The sequence below is a fragment of the Pseudomonas lopnurensis genome (assembly GCF_015070855.1).
Lineage (GTDB): Bacteria > Pseudomonadota > Gammaproteobacteria > Pseudomonadales > Pseudomonadaceae > Stutzerimonas > Stutzerimonas lopnurensis.
In genome coordinates, this window is sequence record NZ_JADDIX010000018.1 from 103,125 (window position 1) to 120,991 (window position 17,867).

General features: G+C 67.1%; 13 protein-coding genes and 3 pseudogenes. 8 read left to right on the plus strand and 8 right to left on the minus strand.

Going from position 1 to position 17,867, the window contains the following annotated elements; genetic code table 11:
- Positions 1-64: 64 nt before the first annotated feature.
- The 7 genes from IN820_RS03955 to IN820_RS03985 all read left to right on the plus strand — a co-directional run bounded on the left by IN820_RS03955 (position 65) and on the right by IN820_RS03985 (position 7,122).
- The gene (locus IN820_RS03955; protein ID WP_193679728.1) at positions 65-1,702 is read left to right on the plus strand and encodes a Na+/H+ antiporter; all 1,638 of its coding nucleotides are present in this window, start codon (positions 65-67) and stop codon (positions 1,700-1,702) included.
- Between the two features lie 418 nt (positions 1,703-2,120).
- On the plus strand, positions 2,121-2,663 hold the full coding sequence (locus IN820_RS03960) for a dimethylamine monooxygenase subunit DmmA family protein (protein ID WP_193679729.1): 543 nt from the start codon (positions 2,121-2,123) through the stop codon (positions 2,661-2,663).
- Entirely contained in the window at positions 2,660-3,604 is a 945-nt protein-coding gene (locus IN820_RS03965; protein WP_193679730.1) for a PDR/VanB family oxidoreductase, read from the plus strand. Before IN820_RS03960 ends, IN820_RS03965 begins: the two co-directional genes overlap by 4 nt.
- A gap of 80 nt (positions 3,605-3,684) precedes the next feature.
- Complete coding sequence (locus IN820_RS03970) at positions 3,685-4,710, plus strand: heme-dependent oxidative N-demethylase family protein (RefSeq protein ID WP_193679731.1); 1,026 nt, start codon at positions 3,685-3,687, stop codon at positions 4,708-4,710.
- 87 nt (positions 4,711-4,797) lie between these two features.
- Complete coding sequence (locus IN820_RS03975; protein WP_193679732.1) at positions 4,798-5,931, plus strand: aminomethyltransferase family protein; 1,134 nt, start codon at positions 4,798-4,800, stop codon at positions 5,929-5,931.
- A 146-nt stretch (positions 5,932-6,077) separates the two neighbouring features.
- On the plus strand, positions 6,078-6,419 hold the full coding sequence (locus IN820_RS03980; RefSeq protein ID WP_193679733.1) for a DMT family transporter: 342 nt from the start codon (positions 6,078-6,080) through the stop codon (positions 6,417-6,419).
- Between the two features lie 10 nt (positions 6,420-6,429).
- Positions 6,430-7,122 (plus strand): type 1 glutamine amidotransferase, encoded by a 693-nt coding sequence (locus tag IN820_RS03985; protein ID WP_193679734.1) that lies wholly within the window; start codon positions 6,430-6,432, stop codon positions 7,120-7,122.
- 195 nt (positions 7,123-7,317) lie between these two features.
- Here IN820_RS03985 and IN820_RS03990 read toward each other — a convergent pair.
- The 5 genes and pseudogenes from IN820_RS03990 to IN820_RS04005 all read right to left on the minus strand — a co-directional run bounded on the left by IN820_RS03990 (position 7,318) and on the right by IN820_RS04005 (position 12,384).
- A pseudogene (locus IN820_RS03990) lies at positions 7,318-8,803 on the minus strand (aldehyde dehydrogenase family protein).
- A 16-nt stretch (positions 8,804-8,819) separates the two neighbouring features.
- Entirely contained in the window at positions 8,820-9,893 is a 1,074-nt protein-coding gene (locus tag IN820_RS22905; RefSeq protein WP_376779376.1) for a substrate-binding periplasmic protein, read from the minus strand.
- Between the two features lie 36 nt (positions 9,894-9,929).
- Positions 9,930-10,637: pseudogene (locus IN820_RS22910) on the minus strand (methyl-accepting chemotaxis protein); the annotation flags it as partial.
- Positions 10,638-10,885: 248 nt separating this feature from the next.
- Positions 10,886-11,062 (minus strand): hypothetical protein, encoded by a 177-nt coding sequence (locus IN820_RS04000; RefSeq protein ID WP_193679736.1) that lies wholly within the window; start codon positions 11,060-11,062, stop codon positions 10,886-10,888.
- A 56-nt stretch (positions 11,063-11,118) separates the two neighbouring features.
- The gene (locus tag IN820_RS04005; RefSeq protein WP_235989066.1) at positions 11,119-12,384 is read right to left on the minus strand and encodes an ammonium transporter; all 1,266 of its coding nucleotides are present in this window, start codon (positions 12,382-12,384) and stop codon (positions 11,119-11,121) included.
- Between IN820_RS04005 and IN820_RS22510 the strand changes: the two genes are divergently transcribed.
- Positions 12,370-12,552, plus strand: a complete 183-nt coding sequence (locus IN820_RS22510; RefSeq protein WP_235989063.1) for a hypothetical protein — start codon at positions 12,370-12,372, stop codon at positions 12,550-12,552. The genes IN820_RS04005 and IN820_RS22510 overlap by 15 nt on opposite strands.
- 218 nt (positions 12,553-12,770) lie before the next feature.
- Here the strand turns inward: IN820_RS22510 and IN820_RS22835 are convergent.
- From IN820_RS22835 to IN820_RS04020, 3 genes and pseudogenes are all read right to left on the minus strand, one after another.
- Positions 12,771-13,856 (minus strand): annotated as a pseudogene (locus tag IN820_RS22835) (methyl-accepting chemotaxis protein); the annotation flags it as partial.
- A 117-nt stretch (positions 13,857-13,973) separates the two neighbouring features.
- Positions 13,974-16,322 carry a DUF1989 domain-containing protein gene (locus IN820_RS04015; protein ID WP_193679738.1) on the minus strand — a complete coding sequence of 783 codons (2,349 nt, stop codon included), beginning with the start codon at positions 16,320-16,322 and terminating at the stop codon, positions 13,974-13,976.
- A gap of 139 nt (positions 16,323-16,461) precedes the next feature.
- A complete protein-coding gene (locus IN820_RS04020) occupies positions 16,462-17,832 on the minus strand; it encodes an NAD(P)-binding domain-containing protein (protein ID WP_193679739.1) in 1,371 nt (456 codons plus the stop codon).
- Positions 17,833-17,867: the final 35 nt, after the last annotated feature.

Below are 17,867 nucleotides of genomic sequence, written 5' to 3' on the forward strand. Positions count from 1 at the left end.
ACATCCGAATCTGCACATCTGCCGCTAGAATGGCGCGTTCGCTCTGTCCGGTGGGAGTTCAGGCATGGAAACCATCACCCTGATTCTGGTGATGTTCGTCGGCGTCATCGTCAGCAGTACCCTGGTGCGCATGTCGCCCGTGCCGGTTCCCCTGCCGCTGGTGCAGATCGCCGTCGGCGCGGTCATCGGCATGGCCAGCAACTGGCGGCTGGAGCTGAACCCGGACGTGTTCTTCCTGCTGTTCCTGCCGCCGCTGCTGTTTCTCGATGGCTGGCGCATTCCCAAGGAAGGCTTGCTGCGCGACCGGGGCATGATCCTCGCGCTGGCCCTGGGCCTGGTGTTCATCACCGTGCTGGGGGTCGGCTACTTCATTCACCTGCTAATGCCGGCGATCCCCATGCCGGTGGCCTTCGCCCTGGCGGCGGTGATTTCGCCGACCGATCCGGTGGCGGTCTCGGCGATCGCCGCGCGGGTCACGCTGCCCAAGCGCCTGATGCACATCCTCGAAGGTGAGTCGTTGCTCAACGATGCCTCCGGCCTGGTCTGCCTGCGCTTCGCCATCGCCGCGACCCTGACCGGCAGCTTCGTCCTGTCCGAGGCGACGCTCAGCTTCCTGCAACTGGCCCTGGGTGGCGCGACGATCGGCGTGGCGGTCACCTGGATCATCACCCGCGTGAAGGAATGGCTGTCGCGGCGCCTGGGTGAGGAAACCGGGGTGCAGATCCTGATCAGCCTGCTGATTCCCTTCCTGGCCTATATGGGCGCCGAACACCTGCATCTGTCCGGCATCCTCGCCGCGGTGGCGGCGGGGATCACCATGAGCTACACGGAGCTCTCCGGCAAGGCGCTGGCAGTGACCCGGGTGCGGCGCACGGCGGTCTGGGACACCCTGCAGTTCTCCCTGAATGGTCTGATCTTCGTGCTGCTCGGCGAACAGTTGCCGCACATCGTCGCCGGTGCCAGCCAGGTGGTGCAGGAAACCGGCCACCACGAGCCGATCTGGCTGCTGCTCTACGTGATCGTCATCAACCTGGCCCTGGGGGCGGTGCGTTTCGCCTGGGTCTGGCTGTCGATCCGCTTCGGGCTCTACCGCGGCAGGCACAAGGCCGACCCTTCCTTGTGGCGGGTCTCGGCGCTGATGTCGGTGGCCGGCGCACGCGGTGCCATCACTCTGGCCGGCGTGCTGACCCTGCCGCTGGCGATGGGCGACGGTACGCCGTTCCCCGCGCGCGACCTGGCCATTCTGCTGGCCGCCGGGGTGATCATCGTTTCGCTGCTGGTGGCCAGCATCGGCATGCCCTGGCTGCTCAGAAAGGGGCTCGAGCTCCCGGAGGAGCACGGGCGGCGTTCGGCGGCCGAGCGTGCCCGCGATATCGCCGCACGCGCCGCCATCCGTGCCATCGAGAAGGCCCAGCACGAGATGAGCGAGGGCCGGCCCGATGCCGACCGCTATATCGAGGCCGCGGCCCGCATCACCGATCTCTACCGCTATCGCATCGACGCCCGGGCCCGGCTCGATGAGGGTGAGACCCGGCAGAACGCCCTGCGCCAGGAGGAAATCGAACGGCAGCTGCGGCTCGCCGGCCTGCGTGCGGAGCGTGACGAGCTGTTCCGTCTGGTGCGGCGCAAGCGGCTGGACGAAGAGCTGGCGCGCAAGCTGATCCGCCAGATCGACCTGATGGAAGCGCAGCAGGCGGACTGATACCTGCGCAGCGGTCTTTGCACATCCCGTCCAGCCGTTCAGGCGCGTCCGGCGGGTGCAACCCACGCGCATGCGAGAAGCTGGCGGCCGTCAGGCGGCCGATACCGCAATGGCGGGTTGCAACCCGTACGTCGATCACCATGCATTTCACCGGTGAAGCTACCCCTTCGCAATTTCGGCCATTGCGCTGATTCGGCGCGCCTTCTTCGGCATTTGACCTCGCTTTGTGCACGTTAGCCCCCGTTCATTCCCAGGAATGGGCCGTCAATGGCGCAAAGGCCGGTTAAAACGGCGAATCGTAGAAAACTGGCATGCTCCATGCTTTCTCTAAAAGAACAAAAAGTTCCCTCCAGGAATTTTCAGGGGTGAACATTTTCTTCGCCCACGTCGCCGATTTCGTGTTTCAGGGAGGCTCCAGATGACCGCGTCAGGCACCGATACGATATTCAGCAAACCCCGCTATCGCACCGCGGCTTCGCCACAGCCGGCACGTCGCCGTCTGCTGGTGGCGCAGGATGCGGCCTGTGCCGTGCCCTTGCTGGATCACCCGGCGCCAGCGCTGCTGCTCAGCCTGGGCGGGGAGCTGGCGGCGGACATCCAGCAGGAGCGCTTCCCGAGCCCGGCGGCGCTCTACCTGCGCCTGCAACTGCTGCTGGAGCAGGCCGAGGTGGGCACGCGTCTGTACGTGGTCGGCGACGAGACCTTTGTCTGGCACGTCTACCGCCTGGCCCGGCATGCCGGCCTGCTCGGCGACGAGATCGAGCTGATCAAGAGTGGTGCGCGGCGACGGCTCTATTGCGTGCATTGCGCCACCTTCCAGGACATCGGCGAGGAGGGCGAGGCCAACTGCAGCGGCTGCGGCGTCCGGCTGCTGGTCCGCGAGCACTTCTCCCAGCGCCTGGGGGCCTACATGGGCGTCTGCCTCGACCCGAGCCGCCCCTACGGGGAGGATCGGCCATGAGCGCGCTGATGGAGGTCCGGGTCTGCGCCGTGCGCCAGTTGACGCCGGTGGTGCGGGAATTCACCTTCGAGGCGGCTGAAGGGCAACTGCCGGGCTTTTCCTCCGGCAGCCACGTGCAGGTGCTGATGCCGCTTGGCGAGCGCACGCTGCGCAACGCCTACTCGCTGCTCGGCGACCCCGCCGACAGCACCCGCTACCGCATCGCCGTGCGCCTGCAGGACGCATCGCGCGGCGGCTCGCGCTACCTGCACGAGCGGGTGGCGGTGGGCGATCGCTTGCAGCTCTCGCGGCCGCACAACCTGTTCCCCTTGCATTCGCAGGCCAGTCATCACGTGCTGGTGGCCGGCGGTATCGGCATCACCCCGTTCATGGCCTATATCGCCGAGCTCCAGGCTCGCGGCGCCTCGTTCGAACTGCACTATGCCTTCCGCGGCCGCCTCACCGATGCCTACGTCGACGAACTGGCCGAACGCCTCGGGGATCGCCTGCACGCCTACGACTCCAGCGCCGGCCAGCGCCTGGACCTCGCCGCGCTGCTGGCCGGCCAGCCGCTCGGCACCCACCTCTACGCCTGCGGCCCGCAGCGCCTGCTGGACGGGTTGCGCGAGCAGGCCCGGGCGCTGGGCTGGCCGGATGGCCGGGTGCACTGGGAAGCCTTCGCCGCGCCCGAGCCGGGCCTGGCGTTTCGCGTCGAACTGGCGCGCAGCGGACAGCGCATCGAGGTACCGGCCGACCTCAGCCTGCTGGAGGCGCTGGAAGCTGCCGGTGTCGAGGTGCCGAACCTGTGCCGTGGCGGGGTCTGCGGCCAATGCGCGACGCGCTACCTGGCCGGCGCGGTGGAACATCGCGACCACTACCTCGACGAAGCACAACGCGCCGATTCGCTGATGCCCTGCGTTTCCCGCGGCGGCTGCGCCAGTGCGCTGCTGCTCGATCTGTAGGGTGGACGACGCTCCACCCGGCCACCGTATCGCTGAAACCATCCATTGAGCTGCGCCACTGCACCAGGAGAGTTCCCGCTATGCCCGTCGTCATGAAACCCCTGGAAACCTACCGGGACGACTTCACCTTCCGCAACAGCCCGCAGGCCATCGCCCGTTTTCCCTTCCCGTTCCCCGAGGACAGCTACATGTACTCGGTGAACCTCGAGCCGGCCAATGGCGGCGCATCGGGCTCGGTATTCGAACACTGGTTCGACATCGACGAGCACTACGTTTCGGAGATGGCCGAGCGCGCCCGCGTGCTGGAAAGGGATCCCGGCCGCTGCCTGGTGATGCCGCACATGGCCCAGGCCGCCTGGGACAGCCTGGAAATGCTCATGGAGCACCTGGCCGCCGACTACCCGGAGCACTTCGAACTGCAACGCGACGGCGACCGCTGGACCTGGATCAACCGTCCGCTGGGCATCGAGCAACATTTCACCTTCGGCGATCCGGCGACCCTGCCGTGCGAGCCGCTGGAGTACATCACCCGCCAGGCCCAGGGCGATTTCGCCGTGCTCGACCAGCGCGACGGCGACCTGTTCATGGACGCCGGCATGGTCACCTGCCCGGCGGACTGGTCGATCAAGTTCGATGCCGGCATGAGCTTCAAGCAGTGGCACGCGCCGGTACCGCTGGCACCGCAAATGGGCGTGTTCGACCGTGCATTGAAGTACCTGCTGAACATCCAGGTCGGCCAGCCGGTGCGCCGGCTGAACTGGACCATGACCATCAACCCGCGCCTGGATACCTCATCCGAGACCTTCCACGAATGGGGCCACGAGCGCGGCCTGGTGACGCCGGAGAACGTCGCCCGGCTGGTGCACCTGCGCGTCGAGCTGCAGTTCATGCCGCGCCTGCCGCGCAGCAACGCGCTGCTGTTCGGCATCCGTACCTACCTGATCAGCCTCGAGGAACTGGCCACCAACCCGGCCTGGGCCTGCCGCCTGCACCGGGTGCTGAGGGACCTGCCGGAGGTCATCGCCGACTACAAGGGGCTGACGCTCTACCGGCAGACGGTGGTGGACTGGCTCAGCCAGTTCGATCCGGAGGTCCGGGCCGCCTGAGGGCAGGCAATTCCAATCGCCGCAGCGCGGCGCATCCACCTTGAACGACGCCTGCGTGCAGGCCTTGCAAACGAACTGGAGAACAACATGGCTAATTCCTGGCGCATTTCCGCCCTGGCTTCCCGGCATCGTGCCCTGGGGTCCGCGCTCGAAGACTGGAACGGCATGGGCACGGCCTGGACCTACGGGACCACCTCACTGGCCGATGCCCACGAGGCGATCCGTACCCGCGCCGGGCTGATGGACGTCTCCGGGCTGAAGAAGGTGCACTATGTCGGCCCGCATGCCGAGTCGCTGCTCGAATATGCCACCAGCCGCGATATTTCCAAGCTGTATCCGGGCAAGTCGGTCTACGCGACGATGCTCAACGAGGCGGGCAAGTTCGTCGACGACTGCGTCATCTACCGCACCGGCCCCAATGCCTTCATGGTGGTGCACGGCGCCGGCAACGGCTACGAGATGCTCGTACGCTCGGCCCAGGGCCGCCAGGTGGCGGTGCTGTTCGACGACGACCTGCACGATCTCTCGCTGCAGGGGCCGCTGGCGGTGGATTTTCTCGCCGAGCACGTGCCGGGCATCCGCGACCTGCCGTACTTCCACCATATCCAGACCAAGCTGTTCGACCGGCCGGTGATGATCTCGCGCACCGGCTACACCGGCGAGCGCGGCTACGAAATCTTCTGCAAGGCCGCCGATGCGCCGCTGATCTGGGACAGCATCCTGGAAAAGGGCAAGGCGCTGGGCATCATTCCCTGCGCGTTCACCGCGCTGGACTGGCTGCGGGTCGAGAGCTATCTGCTGTTCTTCCCCTACGACAACTCCGAGAAATACCCCTTCGCCGACGAGCCGGCCGGCGACACCCTCTGGGAGCTGGGCCTGGATTTCACCGTCTCGCCGACCAAGGGCGAATTCCGCGGCGGCATCGAGCATGCGCGGCTCAAGGGCCGGGAGCGCTTCAGGATCTTCGGCGTGCTGCTCGAGGGCGAACAGGCGGCGGCCGAAGGCGACACCCTCTGGGCCGATGGCAAGCAGGTCGGGGTGATCACCTGCGCGATGTACTCGCGGCTGAGCCGAAAGTCCATGGCCATCGCCCGCTTCGAGGTGCCTTACGCCGAGCAAGGCACGGCGCTGGAGGTACGTGGCAGCCTCACGGCCAGGGCGATCGCCCACAGCATGCCGTTCGACGACCCGGAAAAGAAAAAGCGCACCGCCAAGGGCTGAATGCCGTGCCTGTGATGGTGTAGGGCGGGTGCAACCCGCGCGGACGATGGCCAAAGCCAACTCCGACCCGGCGGGTTGCACCGCCCTACGGCGGTTTTCATCACGATCCATAGCGGCGCCGCCCCGCCCGAAGAGAGAGAAAAACGATGGCCTGGTTGAATGGCTGGGGATTCCTGCTGCTGGCGGGGCTCTGCGAGGTGCTGTACGCCTCGATCATTCCGCGCACCGACGGCTTCACCCGCCTGTGGCCGAGCCTGTACTGCGGCTTCTTCCTGCTGCTGAGCATCTACCTGCTGAGCCTGTCGGTACGCGTGCTACCGCTGGGATTGGCCTATGCGGTATGGGTCGGTATCGGCACCATCGGCACGGTGCTGTATGCCATGTTCTACATGGGCGAGCAGCTCGGCGTGCTGCGCAGCCTGTGCCTGGTCATGATCATCGCCGGCATCGTCGGCCTGAAGCTGGCCAGCCCCGAACCGCTGGCCTGAGGAGCGAAACATGCGCGTACGGGTGCTGCAGCACGTACCGTTCGAGGATGTCGGCAACATGGCCGACTGGTTCGCCGCGCGCGGCGCCGAGGTGCAACACACCCGTTTCTTCATGCCCGATGCGCGTCTACCCGCCCTGGACGAGTGCGACCTGATCGTTGCCATGGGCGGGCCGATGAGCGTCAACGACGAAGCCGAGCTGCCCTGGCTGGTGGCGGAGAAGGCCTTCCTGCGCGCAGCCATCGATGCCGGCGTGGCGGTGCTGGGCGTCTGTCTCGGCGCGCAGCTGATCGCCAGCGCCCTGGGTGCCCGGGTGTATGCCAATGGCGAGGCGGAAATCGGCTGGTTCCCGGTCTGGCGAGCGGACGAGGCGGAGGCGGGGCGTTTCGTCTTTCCCGAGCGCATCGAACTGCTGCACTGGCACGGCGAAACCTTCGAGCTGCCGCCTGGCGCCGCGCTGCTGGCGTCCAGCGAGGCCTGCCCGCACCAGGCGTTCCAATTCGGCCGACGGGTGATCGGCCTGCAGTGCCACCCGGAAATGACCCCGGCCATGGTCGCCGACCTGCTGGCCGAGTGCGCCGATGAGCTGCGTCCGGGACCTTGGGTGCAGACGGTCGATGAACTGGCCGCCACGCCCGTGGCGAACTATGCAGCGGGGCGGGTATTGATGGGTGAGGTGCTGGAATACCTGCTGCAAGCGTGACCATGAGCGAAAGGGGCAGCGTGTGCATGTCCCGCGCCAGCTCCGCCATGCGCCGGGCTTCGGCGCTGCGCGCCCCGTCCCAACGGTCCTGGTTGGGCGGGCCCGCCCAGGTCGAGCGAAGCGAAGCCCGACGCGCGGTGTGTCTGACAGGCTCCGCCTCCGCTCGCCACGTGTCAGGGCTGGCGCCGAGGCCGTTCACTTCAAATACCACCCCCACGCCTCGCCACTTTCATAGCGGGTGATCTGCTTGGTCTCCAGATAGTTGTCCAGGCCCCATTCGCCCAGTTCGCGGCCGATGCCGCTGCGCTTGACGCCGCCCCAGGGCAATTCGCTGAAGGTGGGTTGCGAGCAGTTGATCCAGACGATGCCGGCGCGCAGGCCACGGGCGACGCGTTCGCAGCGCGCGGTATCGGCGGACATCACCGCGGCGGCCAGGCCGTAGTCGCTGTCGTTGGCCAGGTGCAGGGCTTGGGCTTCGTCGTCGAACGGGTTGACGCAAACCACCGGGCCGAAGATTTCCTCACGCCACAGGGCGCTGCCCAGCGGCACGTCGGCGAATACCGTGGGCTGCATGAACCAGCCCTTCGGCTGGCTGGCGGGACGTTCGCCGCCGCATAGCAGGCGTGCGCCGTCGGCAAGGCCGCGGGCGATGGCGGCGCCGACCCTGGCGTGCTGGCCGGCGCTGACCAGCGGGCCGAGCAGCACGCCGTCCTCCAGGCCGTTGCCGATGCGGATCTTCCGGGCTTGCTCGACCAGGCGTTCGAGCAGGGCGGGGTACAGCGAGCGCTCGACCAGTACCCGCGAGGTGGCGGAGCAGACCTGGCCCTGGTTCCAGAAGATGCCGAACATGATCCATTCCACCGCCGCGTCGAGGTCGCTGTCGGCGAACACCAGCAACGGCGATTTGCCGCCCAGCTCCAGGCTGATGTTCTTCACGTCGCGAGCGGCCGCCTGCATGATCCGGCTGCCGGTGGGCACGCTGCCGGTGAAGGCCACCTTGTCCACGCCCGGATGTTCGACCAGCGCCGCTCCGGCTTCGCCGCCGAGGCCGGGGATGACGTTGAGCACGCCGGCCGGCAATCCGGCTTCGTCGGCGATGCGCGCCAGCTCCAGGGCGCTCAGCGGGGTCAGTTCGGACGGCTTGAGGACCATGCAGCAGCCGGCGGCGAGGGCCGGTGCGACTTTCCAGGCGGCCATCAGCAGCGGGTAGTTCCAGGGGATCACCGCTGCCGCCACGCCCACCGGCTCGCGTACCACGCTGGCGCGAAAGCGCGCGTCGGCCAGGGCCACCGGGAACTCCTCGCCGTCCAGGCGCTCGGCCAGGTCCGCGTAGTAGTCGAAACAGCCGGCAGCGTCGGCGATGTCCCACTGCGCCTCGGGCAGCGGCTTGCCGTTGTCGCGCACTTCGAGCACGGCCAGTTCGTCCTGGCGGGCGCGGATGCCCTCGGCGATGCGTCGCAGCACGGTCGCGCGCTCGGCACCGGGCAAGCGTGGCCAGGGGCCCTGGTCGAAGGCCCGGCGGGCGGCGCGCACGGCCAGGTCGACGTCCGCCGGGCNNNGGGCCGGCGGCGGCGACCCGCGCCAGCAGGCTTTCGTCGCTGGGGTCGAACACTTCGAAGCGGCCACCGGCCTGCGGGGCGAGCCACTGGCCATCGATGTACAGGTGGGGGCGGTCGAGCATGGACGGTCCTCGTCAGTCAGGATTGAGTAGTGCTCAGCAGGCTGCGGGCGTCATGCACGCCGTCGACGAAGCGCCATTGCGGATCGTCATAGACCTGGCCCAGCCAACGGCTGGCCAGTTCCCGGTATTCGCGGCTCTGTCGGTATTCGCCGATGAAGGCGTCGACGGCCTCCAGCAGGCCGATATTGGCCGTCGCGTTGGCGACCGCCGCGCAATAGAACCACAGTTCCGGGCTGAGGTTGCCCGGCAGGATTTCGAGATGCCCACGCCACGGGCTGGTTTCGCCGTGGCAGGCCCAGTGGTAGATCGGCAGGTCGATGGCGAAGGCGTCCACCACGCCGTCGAGCAGGCAGTCGTGGATCATGCCCTGGTCGTTGTAGGCCAGCAGGTTGGCCAGCCTGACCCGCCCGCCGGGCTTGGCCTCGTTGGCCGGCCAACGCAGGCCCAGGTCTTCCAGTACGGCGATGGCGGCCGGGTCGTTGACGCAGCCGAGGACCTTGCCCTGCAGGTCGTCGATGCCCCGGATGCGGTCGTCCCCCGTGCGCTTGGCGAGGACGTAGGGCAGGAACACGTAGGGCGTGGAGAAGGCCACCTGGTCGTAGCCCGGCATCGGCGGCAAGGCGCTCCAGACCAGGTCGGCCTCCTGTTCGCGGCGATGGCTGCCGGCTTCCAGCAGTTGCAGGCAGCGGTCCCACGGATATTCGATGAAACGGCACTTGACCCCCAGCCAGCGCGCCAGCGCCTGGGCCATTTCCGCATCCAGCCCCTGCAGCGGCTGGCCGGGCGCCTCGCGGAAGGACAGCCCCTTGAACTGCGGTTCGATGGCGATGCGGATCTCGCCGCGCCGGCGGATGTCGGCGAGGCGGTCGTAGCCGGTATCCAGGTGCAGCTTTTCCTCCTGCAGCAGGCGGCGCAGGTGCTCCGCGCGCTGGGCCGGTTCGCATTCGTGGTAGAGGCCCTGCAGGTCGCCGATCAGGCCCTGGCTCCAGTTGCTGCGGCTGCGCAGGTGCCGGTCGGCGCCTTCGCCGAGGCGCACGCCGGCGGCGATGACGCGGTTGTTGCCTTCGATCTCGGCGAGGTGCTCGCTCATTTTCTTCAGCAGGTCATGCAGCGTGGCCAGGGATTCGCCGACCCGCGCGCTGAGCAGATCGAAACGCGTCTCGGAGGCGTCGAGCAGTTCGTTCAGGCGTTCGGCGAGGATGCCCAGGTCGATCTGCTCGTAGGCCTGGCGGGCGTTCTCCTGGGTGCGCAGGGCGAGGTTGCGGATCTCGTTGGCGACCACCGCGAAGCCGCGCCCGGCTTCGCCGGCATGGGCCGCCTCGATGGCGGCATTGAGCGACAGCAGCTGTACGGTGCGACCGATGTTGTCGATGTCGCCGATGACCTTGCGCGAGGCCTCGGAGCGTTCGTCGATCAGGCCGACCAGCTCGGTGAACTGTTCGGAGAAGAAGCGGTGCGTGGCCTTGAGTTCCAGGCCGACATCGCTGCGCAGCTGTTCGGCGCCGGCGCTGCTGTCGTCGAGAAAGCCGCGCGTGTCGCCAACGTAGCGCAACTGTTCGCCACTGCGTGCGCTGATCTCGCCAAAGACGTTCTCGACCTGCTCGATGGCCTGACGGGTATGCCGCTGCAGGGCTTCCAGGCGGCCGAGCAGGGCGGCGATGGCGGCGGATTCGTCCGCGACGGGCGCTGGCGGCGGGACCGTCAGGCGGGCGCGCAAGGCGGCGGGCATCTGCCCGGCCTCAAGGGCGAGGGCGGCATCGATGTCGCCCTCGAGCAGGGCTCGTTGCCATTGCGGGCGGGGCGCCCTGGGTTCACGTCCGGTACTCCACCACATGGAGGTCTCCCGTGTCAGGCGGTTGCGATCGGTGCGGCGCCACTGCGGCAATCCGGCGGGCGCAGAGGGCTGCGGTCATGCGGGAATTGCCCGGTGGCGGGTGGGATGAAGGCGCCGCCGCGGGGGGCTGGCATCCAGCGGCTTTGCCCGCAGGGAAGGGAACGACGGACAAACGGGCGCTGAACGGGCTCTCGCATCGGTGCGCGATGCGGCGGGCCCGTACCCTGGCATGGGTACGGGCCGGCGGCTCAGTGTTTCAGTTTCTTCGGTTCCGGGTCGGAATAGCTGTGCTTCTCGTGGATCATGGTCGCCACCAGGGCGAACAGGCTCACGGCGGCGACGAAGAAGGTGATCACCATCAGGATGGCGGGCTTGTCGGCGAAGGTGAAAACCGCGGCGGCGCCTTCGAAAGTACTGATGCTCATGGTCAAGCTCCTGTGCAGGGGGCGTGGCGCTCAGCGGCACGCCCCGGGTTGGGCCGTCAGGCGGGTTTGGTTTCGACGACGAGGGTGGTGAATTCGCGGCCGTCGTCGATGGTGGCGTGGCCGTACATGGCGCTCCATTCCGGGTAGGCCTGGGCCGGTACTTCGGTGAGGTCGAGCCCGCGTTCCTCGGCATGGGCCGGTACGCGCAGCATGCCGAGCTTCTTCAGGCCGTAGGAGATGGCGTAGCCGGGGATGAAGCCCAGTGCGGCCATGACCAGGGCGCCGACCAGCTGGCCGGTGAAGCTGATCTCGGCCATGCCGTTGACGTTCGGATAGCCGGAGAGGAACACGCCGCTGATGAGCAGGCCGGCGAAACCGCTGAAACCGTGGACGGCGAAGGCGCCGACCGCGTCGTCAAGACGGAACTTGAGCAGCAGGTTGTTGACCAGCGGCGCGGCTGCCGCGACACCCATGCCGATCAGGTAGGCCAGGCCGGGGTGGTACAGGTCCAGGCCGGGGGCCACGGAGATGATGCCGACCAGGCCGCCGGACATCATCCAGAACGGCTCGCGGGTGGTCAGGTAGGCGCCGATCAGGCCGCCGGCGAAGCCCATCAGGGTGTTGAAGGCGAAGGCGGAGAGGTTGGTCGGCTGGCCGTAGATGTTGATCCACTGGGCGCCGCTGTTGTAGATGATGCAGCCGCCGAGGAAGCCGAAGAAACCGACGATGATCAGCATCAGGCCGACCACGCTCATCGGCATGCTGTGGCCGACGATCGGGTTGACCGAGCCGTCCGGATTGAAGCGGCCGATGCGCGCGCCGAGGTTGATCACCACGGCCAGCGCGAAGAAGCCGGCGATCATGTGCACCACGCCGGCGGCGCCGACGTCATGGTAGCCGAACTGGACGGTGAGCCAGCCCTCCGGATGCCAGCCCCAGGCGGCCGCCAGTAGCCAGATAAAGCCACCGAGGACAATGGTGAGGATGATGAAGGCGCTCATGCGGGCACGTTCGATGATCGCCCCGGAGAGAATCGAGCCGGTGGTGGCGGCGAACAGGGCGAAGGCGCCCCAGAAGATGCCGGTGGCGTTGTCCTGCAGGTTCGGCCCCATGGATTCGCTCCAGGGCATCGCGGCCATGAGCGCGTCCATGCGCGGCACCAGACCGTCGGGAAAGGCGTTGTAGACGGCCCAGCCGAGCAGAAACACGCTGGGAACGACGAAGCCGAAGGCCAGGATGTTCTTGACGCCGGCGGCCAGCGCGTTCTTCAGGCGAGAAGCGCCGATTTCGTAGGACAGGAAGCCGGCATGAATCAAAATCATCAAGGCCGTACACCACCAATAGAATATTTCCATATTCAAGGTGTTGGTCATTTCTATCAGAGCCTGCAGCTCTTGCAGAGTGGGTATCGTCTGCTCTTCCATCGCCGAATCCTCGATGCAGTAGTTGGAGTTGGTTGTCACCGGCAGATCAGTGGCGGTCGCGCCTGAACAAGATGTTGCTGTGTTTTTATCTATAGTTATAAAAAGTTCTCGTGAAGAAAAAGCAAGCCTTGTGCCAGAACCACCGTGGCGCGTCGCAGAAGGCTTCCAGCGCCTCGTTGTCAGGAGGGCGTGCCCCTTTTCTGTACAAATGCCAACGCCCACGCCTGAAATTGGTTCGCGGTGTCCGCATTGGCGGGCACTCAGCCCGCCTCGTCCCTGTGCTGCAACATGGCCTGGATCTGCTGTACCGACTCCTGGGTACGCCGGGCGAGGTTGCGCACCTCGTCCGCCACCACCGCGAAGCCGCGACCCTGCTCGCCGGCGCGGGCCGCTTCGATCGCGGCGTTGAGCGCCAGCAGGTTGGTCTGCTCGGCGATGCCCTTGATCACGCCGGCGACCTGGGCGATCTGCCCATAGGTGGTCTGGATGCTGGCCTGTTCGCGTTCGTGCATCTCGGCGGCGCTCTTCTCGTCGCTGATCTCGCGCACCGCGCCGGTGACGTGCAGCAGCACGCCCTGGTCGCTGCGCAGGCAGCGGCCGCGCTCGCGAAACCACACCTCGCCGCGGGTCTTGTGGCGCATGCGATATTCCACGGCATAGGAGCCGTCGCCAGCGGTATCGCTCATGGCCGCTCCGAAAACCTGCATGACGTTCTTCACGTCGTCCGGATTGGCCACCGCGAAATAGCTGTCCCAGCCGTCGGGGAATTCCTCGCGGCTGTAGCCGATCAGCGCGCGAAACTGATCGGACCAGCGGATCAGGTTCTGCGGGTGGTCGGGGTTGCCGTCGACCACATTCATGTCCCAGCAGCCTTCGGTCAGGGTCCGTTTGGTCAGTTCCCAGACCTGCCGCTCTTCCTGCCAGACGCTGCGCTCGATCTGCAGTTCGGCCAGTAGCCGCTGATGGTCGAGCAGATCGCGTTGCAACTCGCCCTGGCGCGCCTCGGAGGCCTCCAGGCGATGCTGTAGCTCGGCGTACTGCGCCGCCGTGCAGGGCGGCGGCGGGGCGCTTTCGGCATCGCGGCGGTTGCGCTGCAGCTCCTCGCAATGCCGTTGCAGACGTTCCAGGCGGGCCAGCAGGTGCGGCTGGCGCTGCAGGTTGGGCTGCGCATGCAACTGCAGTGGCTGTTCGGCGAGCAGTCGATCGAATAGGGGGCCGAGCTCGTCGGCCAGGTTCCGGGAAGCATTGCTGAACCACATCGGCCGGTTCTCCTCGAGTAGGTGATACGAGGCGGCCGCTTTCGTATCGACCGCCACCGCCTGATTGCCAAGCAATTCCCTTTCCAAGATCGAATGCAGACGGGCGCTCATGGGTAGGTTGGCGCTGAGCGCAGCGAAGCCCAACGGGACCGGTATGAACGTGTTGGGCTTCGTCGCTGCGCTCCTCAACCCAACCTACGCGCTGATTCGCTTCCAGCTTCCAGCTTGCTACGCCCTGACCCGACTCTTGTCCGGGTCGTACGCAATGGTGCCGCTGGCTACGGTGGCGCCGATGCGCTTCTGCTGGCCGTCGAGCTTGCCGATCTCCAGGCGCGTGCCCGGCTCGCAATAGCCCACGTCCAGGCGGCACAGGGCGATGTTCTTGCCCAGCATGGGTGAGCGGGTGGCGCTGGTGATCACCCCGACCTGGGCGCGGCCGGCGTGTACGCAGTCGCCATGGTGGGCGATCTCGTTGCCGTCCAGTTCCAGGCCGACCAGCCGTTGCATCGGATGCTCCTTGCGGCGCTCCAGTGCGGCCCTGCCGATAAAGTCGTCCTGCTTGCTTTTCAGCGGTACGCAGAAGCCGATGCCGGCCTCGTAGGGGTCGGTCTGGTCGCTGAATTCGTAGCCGGCGAAGATCAGCCCGGCCTCGATGCGCAGCATGTCCAGCGCATGCAGGCCGAGCGGCACCAGGCCGAGCGGTTCGCCCAGTTGCCAAAGGCGTTTCCAGACCTTCATCGCATCGTCCGGGTGGCACCAGATCTCGTAGCCCAGCTCGCCGGTGTAGCCGGTGCGCGAGACCATCAGCGGACAGCCGTTGTAGTCGTCCAGGCGGCCGACCAGGAAGCGGAACCAGCCCAGGTCCTCCAGTGCCGGCTGGGTACCGGGCGTCCAGATCATCTGCTTGAGCAGTTCGCGGCTGCGCGGCCCCTGCACGGCGATGTTGTGGATCTGCTCCGAGGCGGACTTGACCCACACCTTCATGCCCAGCTTCTCGGCCTGTTCGCGCAGCCAGACGCCGGCGTAGTCCTCGCCGCAGATCCAGCGGAAGGTGTCCGGGCCCAGGCGCAGCAGCGTGCCGTCGTCGAGCATGCCGCCATGTTCGTAGCACATCGCGCTGTAGACCACCTGGCCGACCGCCAGCTTGCGCACGTCGCGGGTCAGGCAGTAATTGAGCAGCGCTTCGGCGTCGGGGCCGATGACCTCGAACTTGCGCAGGGCGGACAGGTCCATCACCGCCACTCGTTCGCGACAGCCGTGGTATTCCTCGATGGCGCCGTAGCCGTCGAAGTGGGTGGGCGTCCACCAGCCGCGGTAGTCGATGAAGTGGCGGGTGAGGGCGGAGGTGCCGGGGTGGAAGCCGCTTTCGCGGGTCAGCACCGGGTCGGCGTCGGGCGTCTTGCGGTTGGCCATGGCGATACTGAAGCGCTCCTTTTCGGAATAGACGCGGATATGGATGTCGGTGGGCTGCCAGCCGTTGGCCGGGTCGATGTCGTCCGGGCAGGAGCTGCTGGCGCAGATCAGGTCGGTCATGGCGCGCAGCAGCACGTAGTCGCCAGGGCGCGACCAGGGCTCGTCGAGGGTCAGTTGCTGGTGCGCATCGATGCCGGTGTTGAAGAAGAAGTTGATCGCCGGCCAGCCGGCACGGCTGCGCACGCCATGCTGGTGCAGCGCGCGGCTGATGTTGTCGCTGCAGTTGGCGTGGCCGAAGTAGCCCTGGGCTTCGTAGTAGCGTGCGGTGCAGGCCAGGGCGAAGGTGTCGTGGCGGCCGACGGTATCGCGCACCACTTCCAGCATCGGCTGCATGTCGCGATCGAAGAATCGGCTGAACAGGCCGGGGCCGGGGTAGGCGTTGCCGTTCAGGGTGCGGGTGACGGTGGGGTCGAGGTCGACCTCGCGGCCGGTGTCCAGGCCGCGGCGGTCGAAGGCGACGAAATCCGAGCACTGCCGTCCGGCGACGTCGATCACCTGGATGTACTGCCCGGCGCCGACCGCATAGTCGCGCGCGGTGCCGGGATGGATGGTGAACTCGTCGACCAGCTCGCCGAGCGGTTCCGGCAAGGGCGGGGTGAGCAGGCGGCGCGGGTTGGCGCGCTGGATCGACAGGCGCAGTTCGCTGGCGCGCAACTGACTGTCCACCGGTGTCGCGCCGCCGGGCGCGGCGACGATCACCAGCAGCGCGGCCTGGGCGGTCAGCGTGCGGGCGAAGCCGGCGGGTGTCGCCGCTTCCCACAGGCGCGCGGCCGGCGGTAGCTGGCGGCAATCGATATCGCGCCTGGCGAGCCCCAGGCGCACCCGGGCCGCTTCGGCGCTACCGTCGGCCAGCAGGTGGGCGATGAAGTCGGCACCGGGCTGCGCTTGCAGGTCCAGTGCGGCCAGTGCCTCGCGCCCGTCCGCGGCGGCGAAGGCCAGCAGCTCGGCGATCTGGTCGCCTTCGAGGTCGATCACCTCGATGCGGTCGCCGGGTTCCAGGGCGATCACCGTCAGGCCGCCAGGGGCGACGCGATGTCGCTCCTGGCCAGGTACGCGGGCGAACAGCGCCGGCTCGTGCGGCCGGCTGATTACGGGTTGCTGCATGGATGGCTCCGCAGGCTGGGAATGCGGGGCGTACGGGGCGCCCCGGTTTCTTTGTAGGAGCCAGCTTGCTGGCGATCCCCGGGAAGGTCATGACTCACCGAGCGGTCGCCGGCAAGCCGGCTCCTACGTATTCGAAGCGTCAACCCACCGCCTTGATGCCGGCTGCCGGGCTGTCGGCCAGATAGGCCTGCAGCGAGTCGTCCAGCGCTTCCAGCCAGGGCGTGTGGTGCGGGGTGGCCAGGGTGCCGGTCATCAGCGAGCGGTGGCACTTGTTGCGATAGCCCATGATGTCCTCGTACTTGTCGTGCTTCCAGTCGAGGAAGGTCTTGTTCACCGCGGCGATGTCGAAGCTCGGGTAGTCGGTGGCCTCGATCAACTGGCGGATGTATTCGCCCTGGAACTCGAACATCTGCTGGGCGGTTTCCAGGGTTTCCTCCTCCTGCCGCCAGGCCAGGTCCTCGGCGCGCATAAGGGCGCGGTCGGGCAGGGCGATGCGTCCGAGGATGACGTCGCGGGCGTACCAGGCCTGGGCATCGAACATGTTGAAGCTGTACCACTGGTCCTGCATGCCGAGGTAGATCAGCTTCGGGTTGTCTTCCCAGAAGATGCCCTTGTAGAGGTTCAGCGGCCACAGGCGGTTATCGGTCTTCAGCCGCAGTTCCTCGGCGAGGAACGGAAAGTGGTGCTTGTAGCCGGTGCACAGGATGATGGCGTCGATGTGCTTGCTGCTGCCGTCGACAAAGAAGGCGCTGCTGCCCCTGACGTGGCTCAGCAGCGGTTTCTCCTCCCAGTTCTCCGGCCACTGGTAGCCCATCGGCGCGCTGCGGTAGCAACTGGTGATCGAGCGTGCGCCGTACTTGTAGCACTGCGAGCCGATGTCCTCGGCCGAATAGCTGCTGCCCACCACCAGCACGTCCTTGCCCTTGAATTCCAGCGCGTCGCGAAAGTCGTGGGCGTGCAGCACGCGCCCGGCGAAGCTTTCGAAGCCTTCGAAGTAGGGCACGTTGGGGGTGGAGAAGTGGCCGCTGGCGACCACCACGTAGTCGAAACGCTCGGTGCTGGTCAGGTCCTTGTCGTAGCTGTGCACGGTGACGTCGAACTTGCCGCTGGCTTCATCGAAGGCAACGCCGCGCACGGCGGTATTGAACTGGATGTACTGGCGCACGCCGGCCTTCTCGACGCGACCCTTGATGTAGTCCCAGAGCACCTCGCGTGGCGGGTAGGAGCCCATCGGCCGGCCGAAGTGCTCGTCGAAGGTGTAGTCGGCGAATTCCAGGCATTCCTTCGGCCCGTTGGACCAGAGGTAGCGGTACATGCTGCCGTGCACCGGCTCGCCGTGCTCGTCCAGGCCGGTGCGCCAGGTGTAGTTCCACATGCCGCCCCAGTCGCTCTGCTTCTCGTAGCAGACCAGATCGGGCAGTTCCGCGCCCTTGGCGGCAGCGGACTGGAAGGCGCGAAGTTGAGCCAGGCCGCAGGGGCCGGCGCCGATGATGGCGATGCGTTGGGTCATGTCGTTCTCCTTGAAGTGTCGGCTGAACATCCGCC

Excerpts from the sequence above, each read along its gene's own strand:
- IN820_RS03955 (WP_193679728.1), top strand. The coding sequence starts at position 65 with ATGGAAACCATCACCCTGATTCTGGTGATGTTCGTCGGCGTCATCGTC.
- IN820_RS03960 (WP_193679729.1), top strand. The coding sequence starts at position 2,121 with ATGACCGCGTCAGGCACCGATACGATATTCAGCAAACCCCGCTATCGC.
- IN820_RS03965 (WP_193679730.1), top strand. The coding sequence starts at position 2,660 with ATGAGCGCGCTGATGGAGGTCCGGGTCTGCGCCGTGCGCCAGTTGACG.
- IN820_RS03970 (WP_193679731.1), top strand. The coding sequence starts at position 3,685 with ATGCCCGTCGTCATGAAACCCCTGGAAACCTACCGGGACGACTTCACC.
- IN820_RS03975 (WP_193679732.1), top strand. The coding sequence starts at position 4,798 with ATGGCTAATTCCTGGCGCATTTCCGCCCTGGCTTCCCGGCATCGTGCC.
- IN820_RS03980 (WP_193679733.1), top strand. The coding sequence starts at position 6,078 with ATGGCCTGGTTGAATGGCTGGGGATTCCTGCTGCTGGCGGGGCTCTGC.
- IN820_RS03985 (WP_193679734.1), top strand. The coding sequence starts at position 6,430 with ATGCGCGTACGGGTGCTGCAGCACGTACCGTTCGAGGATGTCGGCAAC.
- IN820_RS22905 (WP_376779376.1), bottom strand. The coding sequence starts at position 9,893 with ATGAGCGAGCACCTCGCCGAGATCGAAGGCAACAACCGCGTCATCGCC.
- IN820_RS04000 (WP_193679736.1), bottom strand. The coding sequence starts at position 11,062 with ATGAGCATCAGTACTTTCGAAGGCGCCGCCGCGGTTTTCACCTTCGCC.
- IN820_RS22510 (WP_235989063.1), top strand. The coding sequence starts at position 12,370 with ATGAATCAAAATCATCAAGGCCGTACACCACCAATAGAATATTTCCAT.
- IN820_RS04005 (WP_235989066.1), bottom strand. The coding sequence starts at position 12,384 with ATGATTTTGATTCATGCCGGCTTCCTGTCCTACGAAATCGGCGCTTCT.
- IN820_RS04015 (WP_193679738.1), bottom strand. The coding sequence starts at position 16,322 with ATGCAGCAACCCGTAATCAGCCGGCCGCACGAGCCGGCGCTGTTCGCC.
- IN820_RS04020 (WP_193679739.1), bottom strand. The coding sequence starts at position 17,832 with ATGACCCAACGCATCGCCATCATCGGCGCCGGCCCCTGCGGCCTGGCT.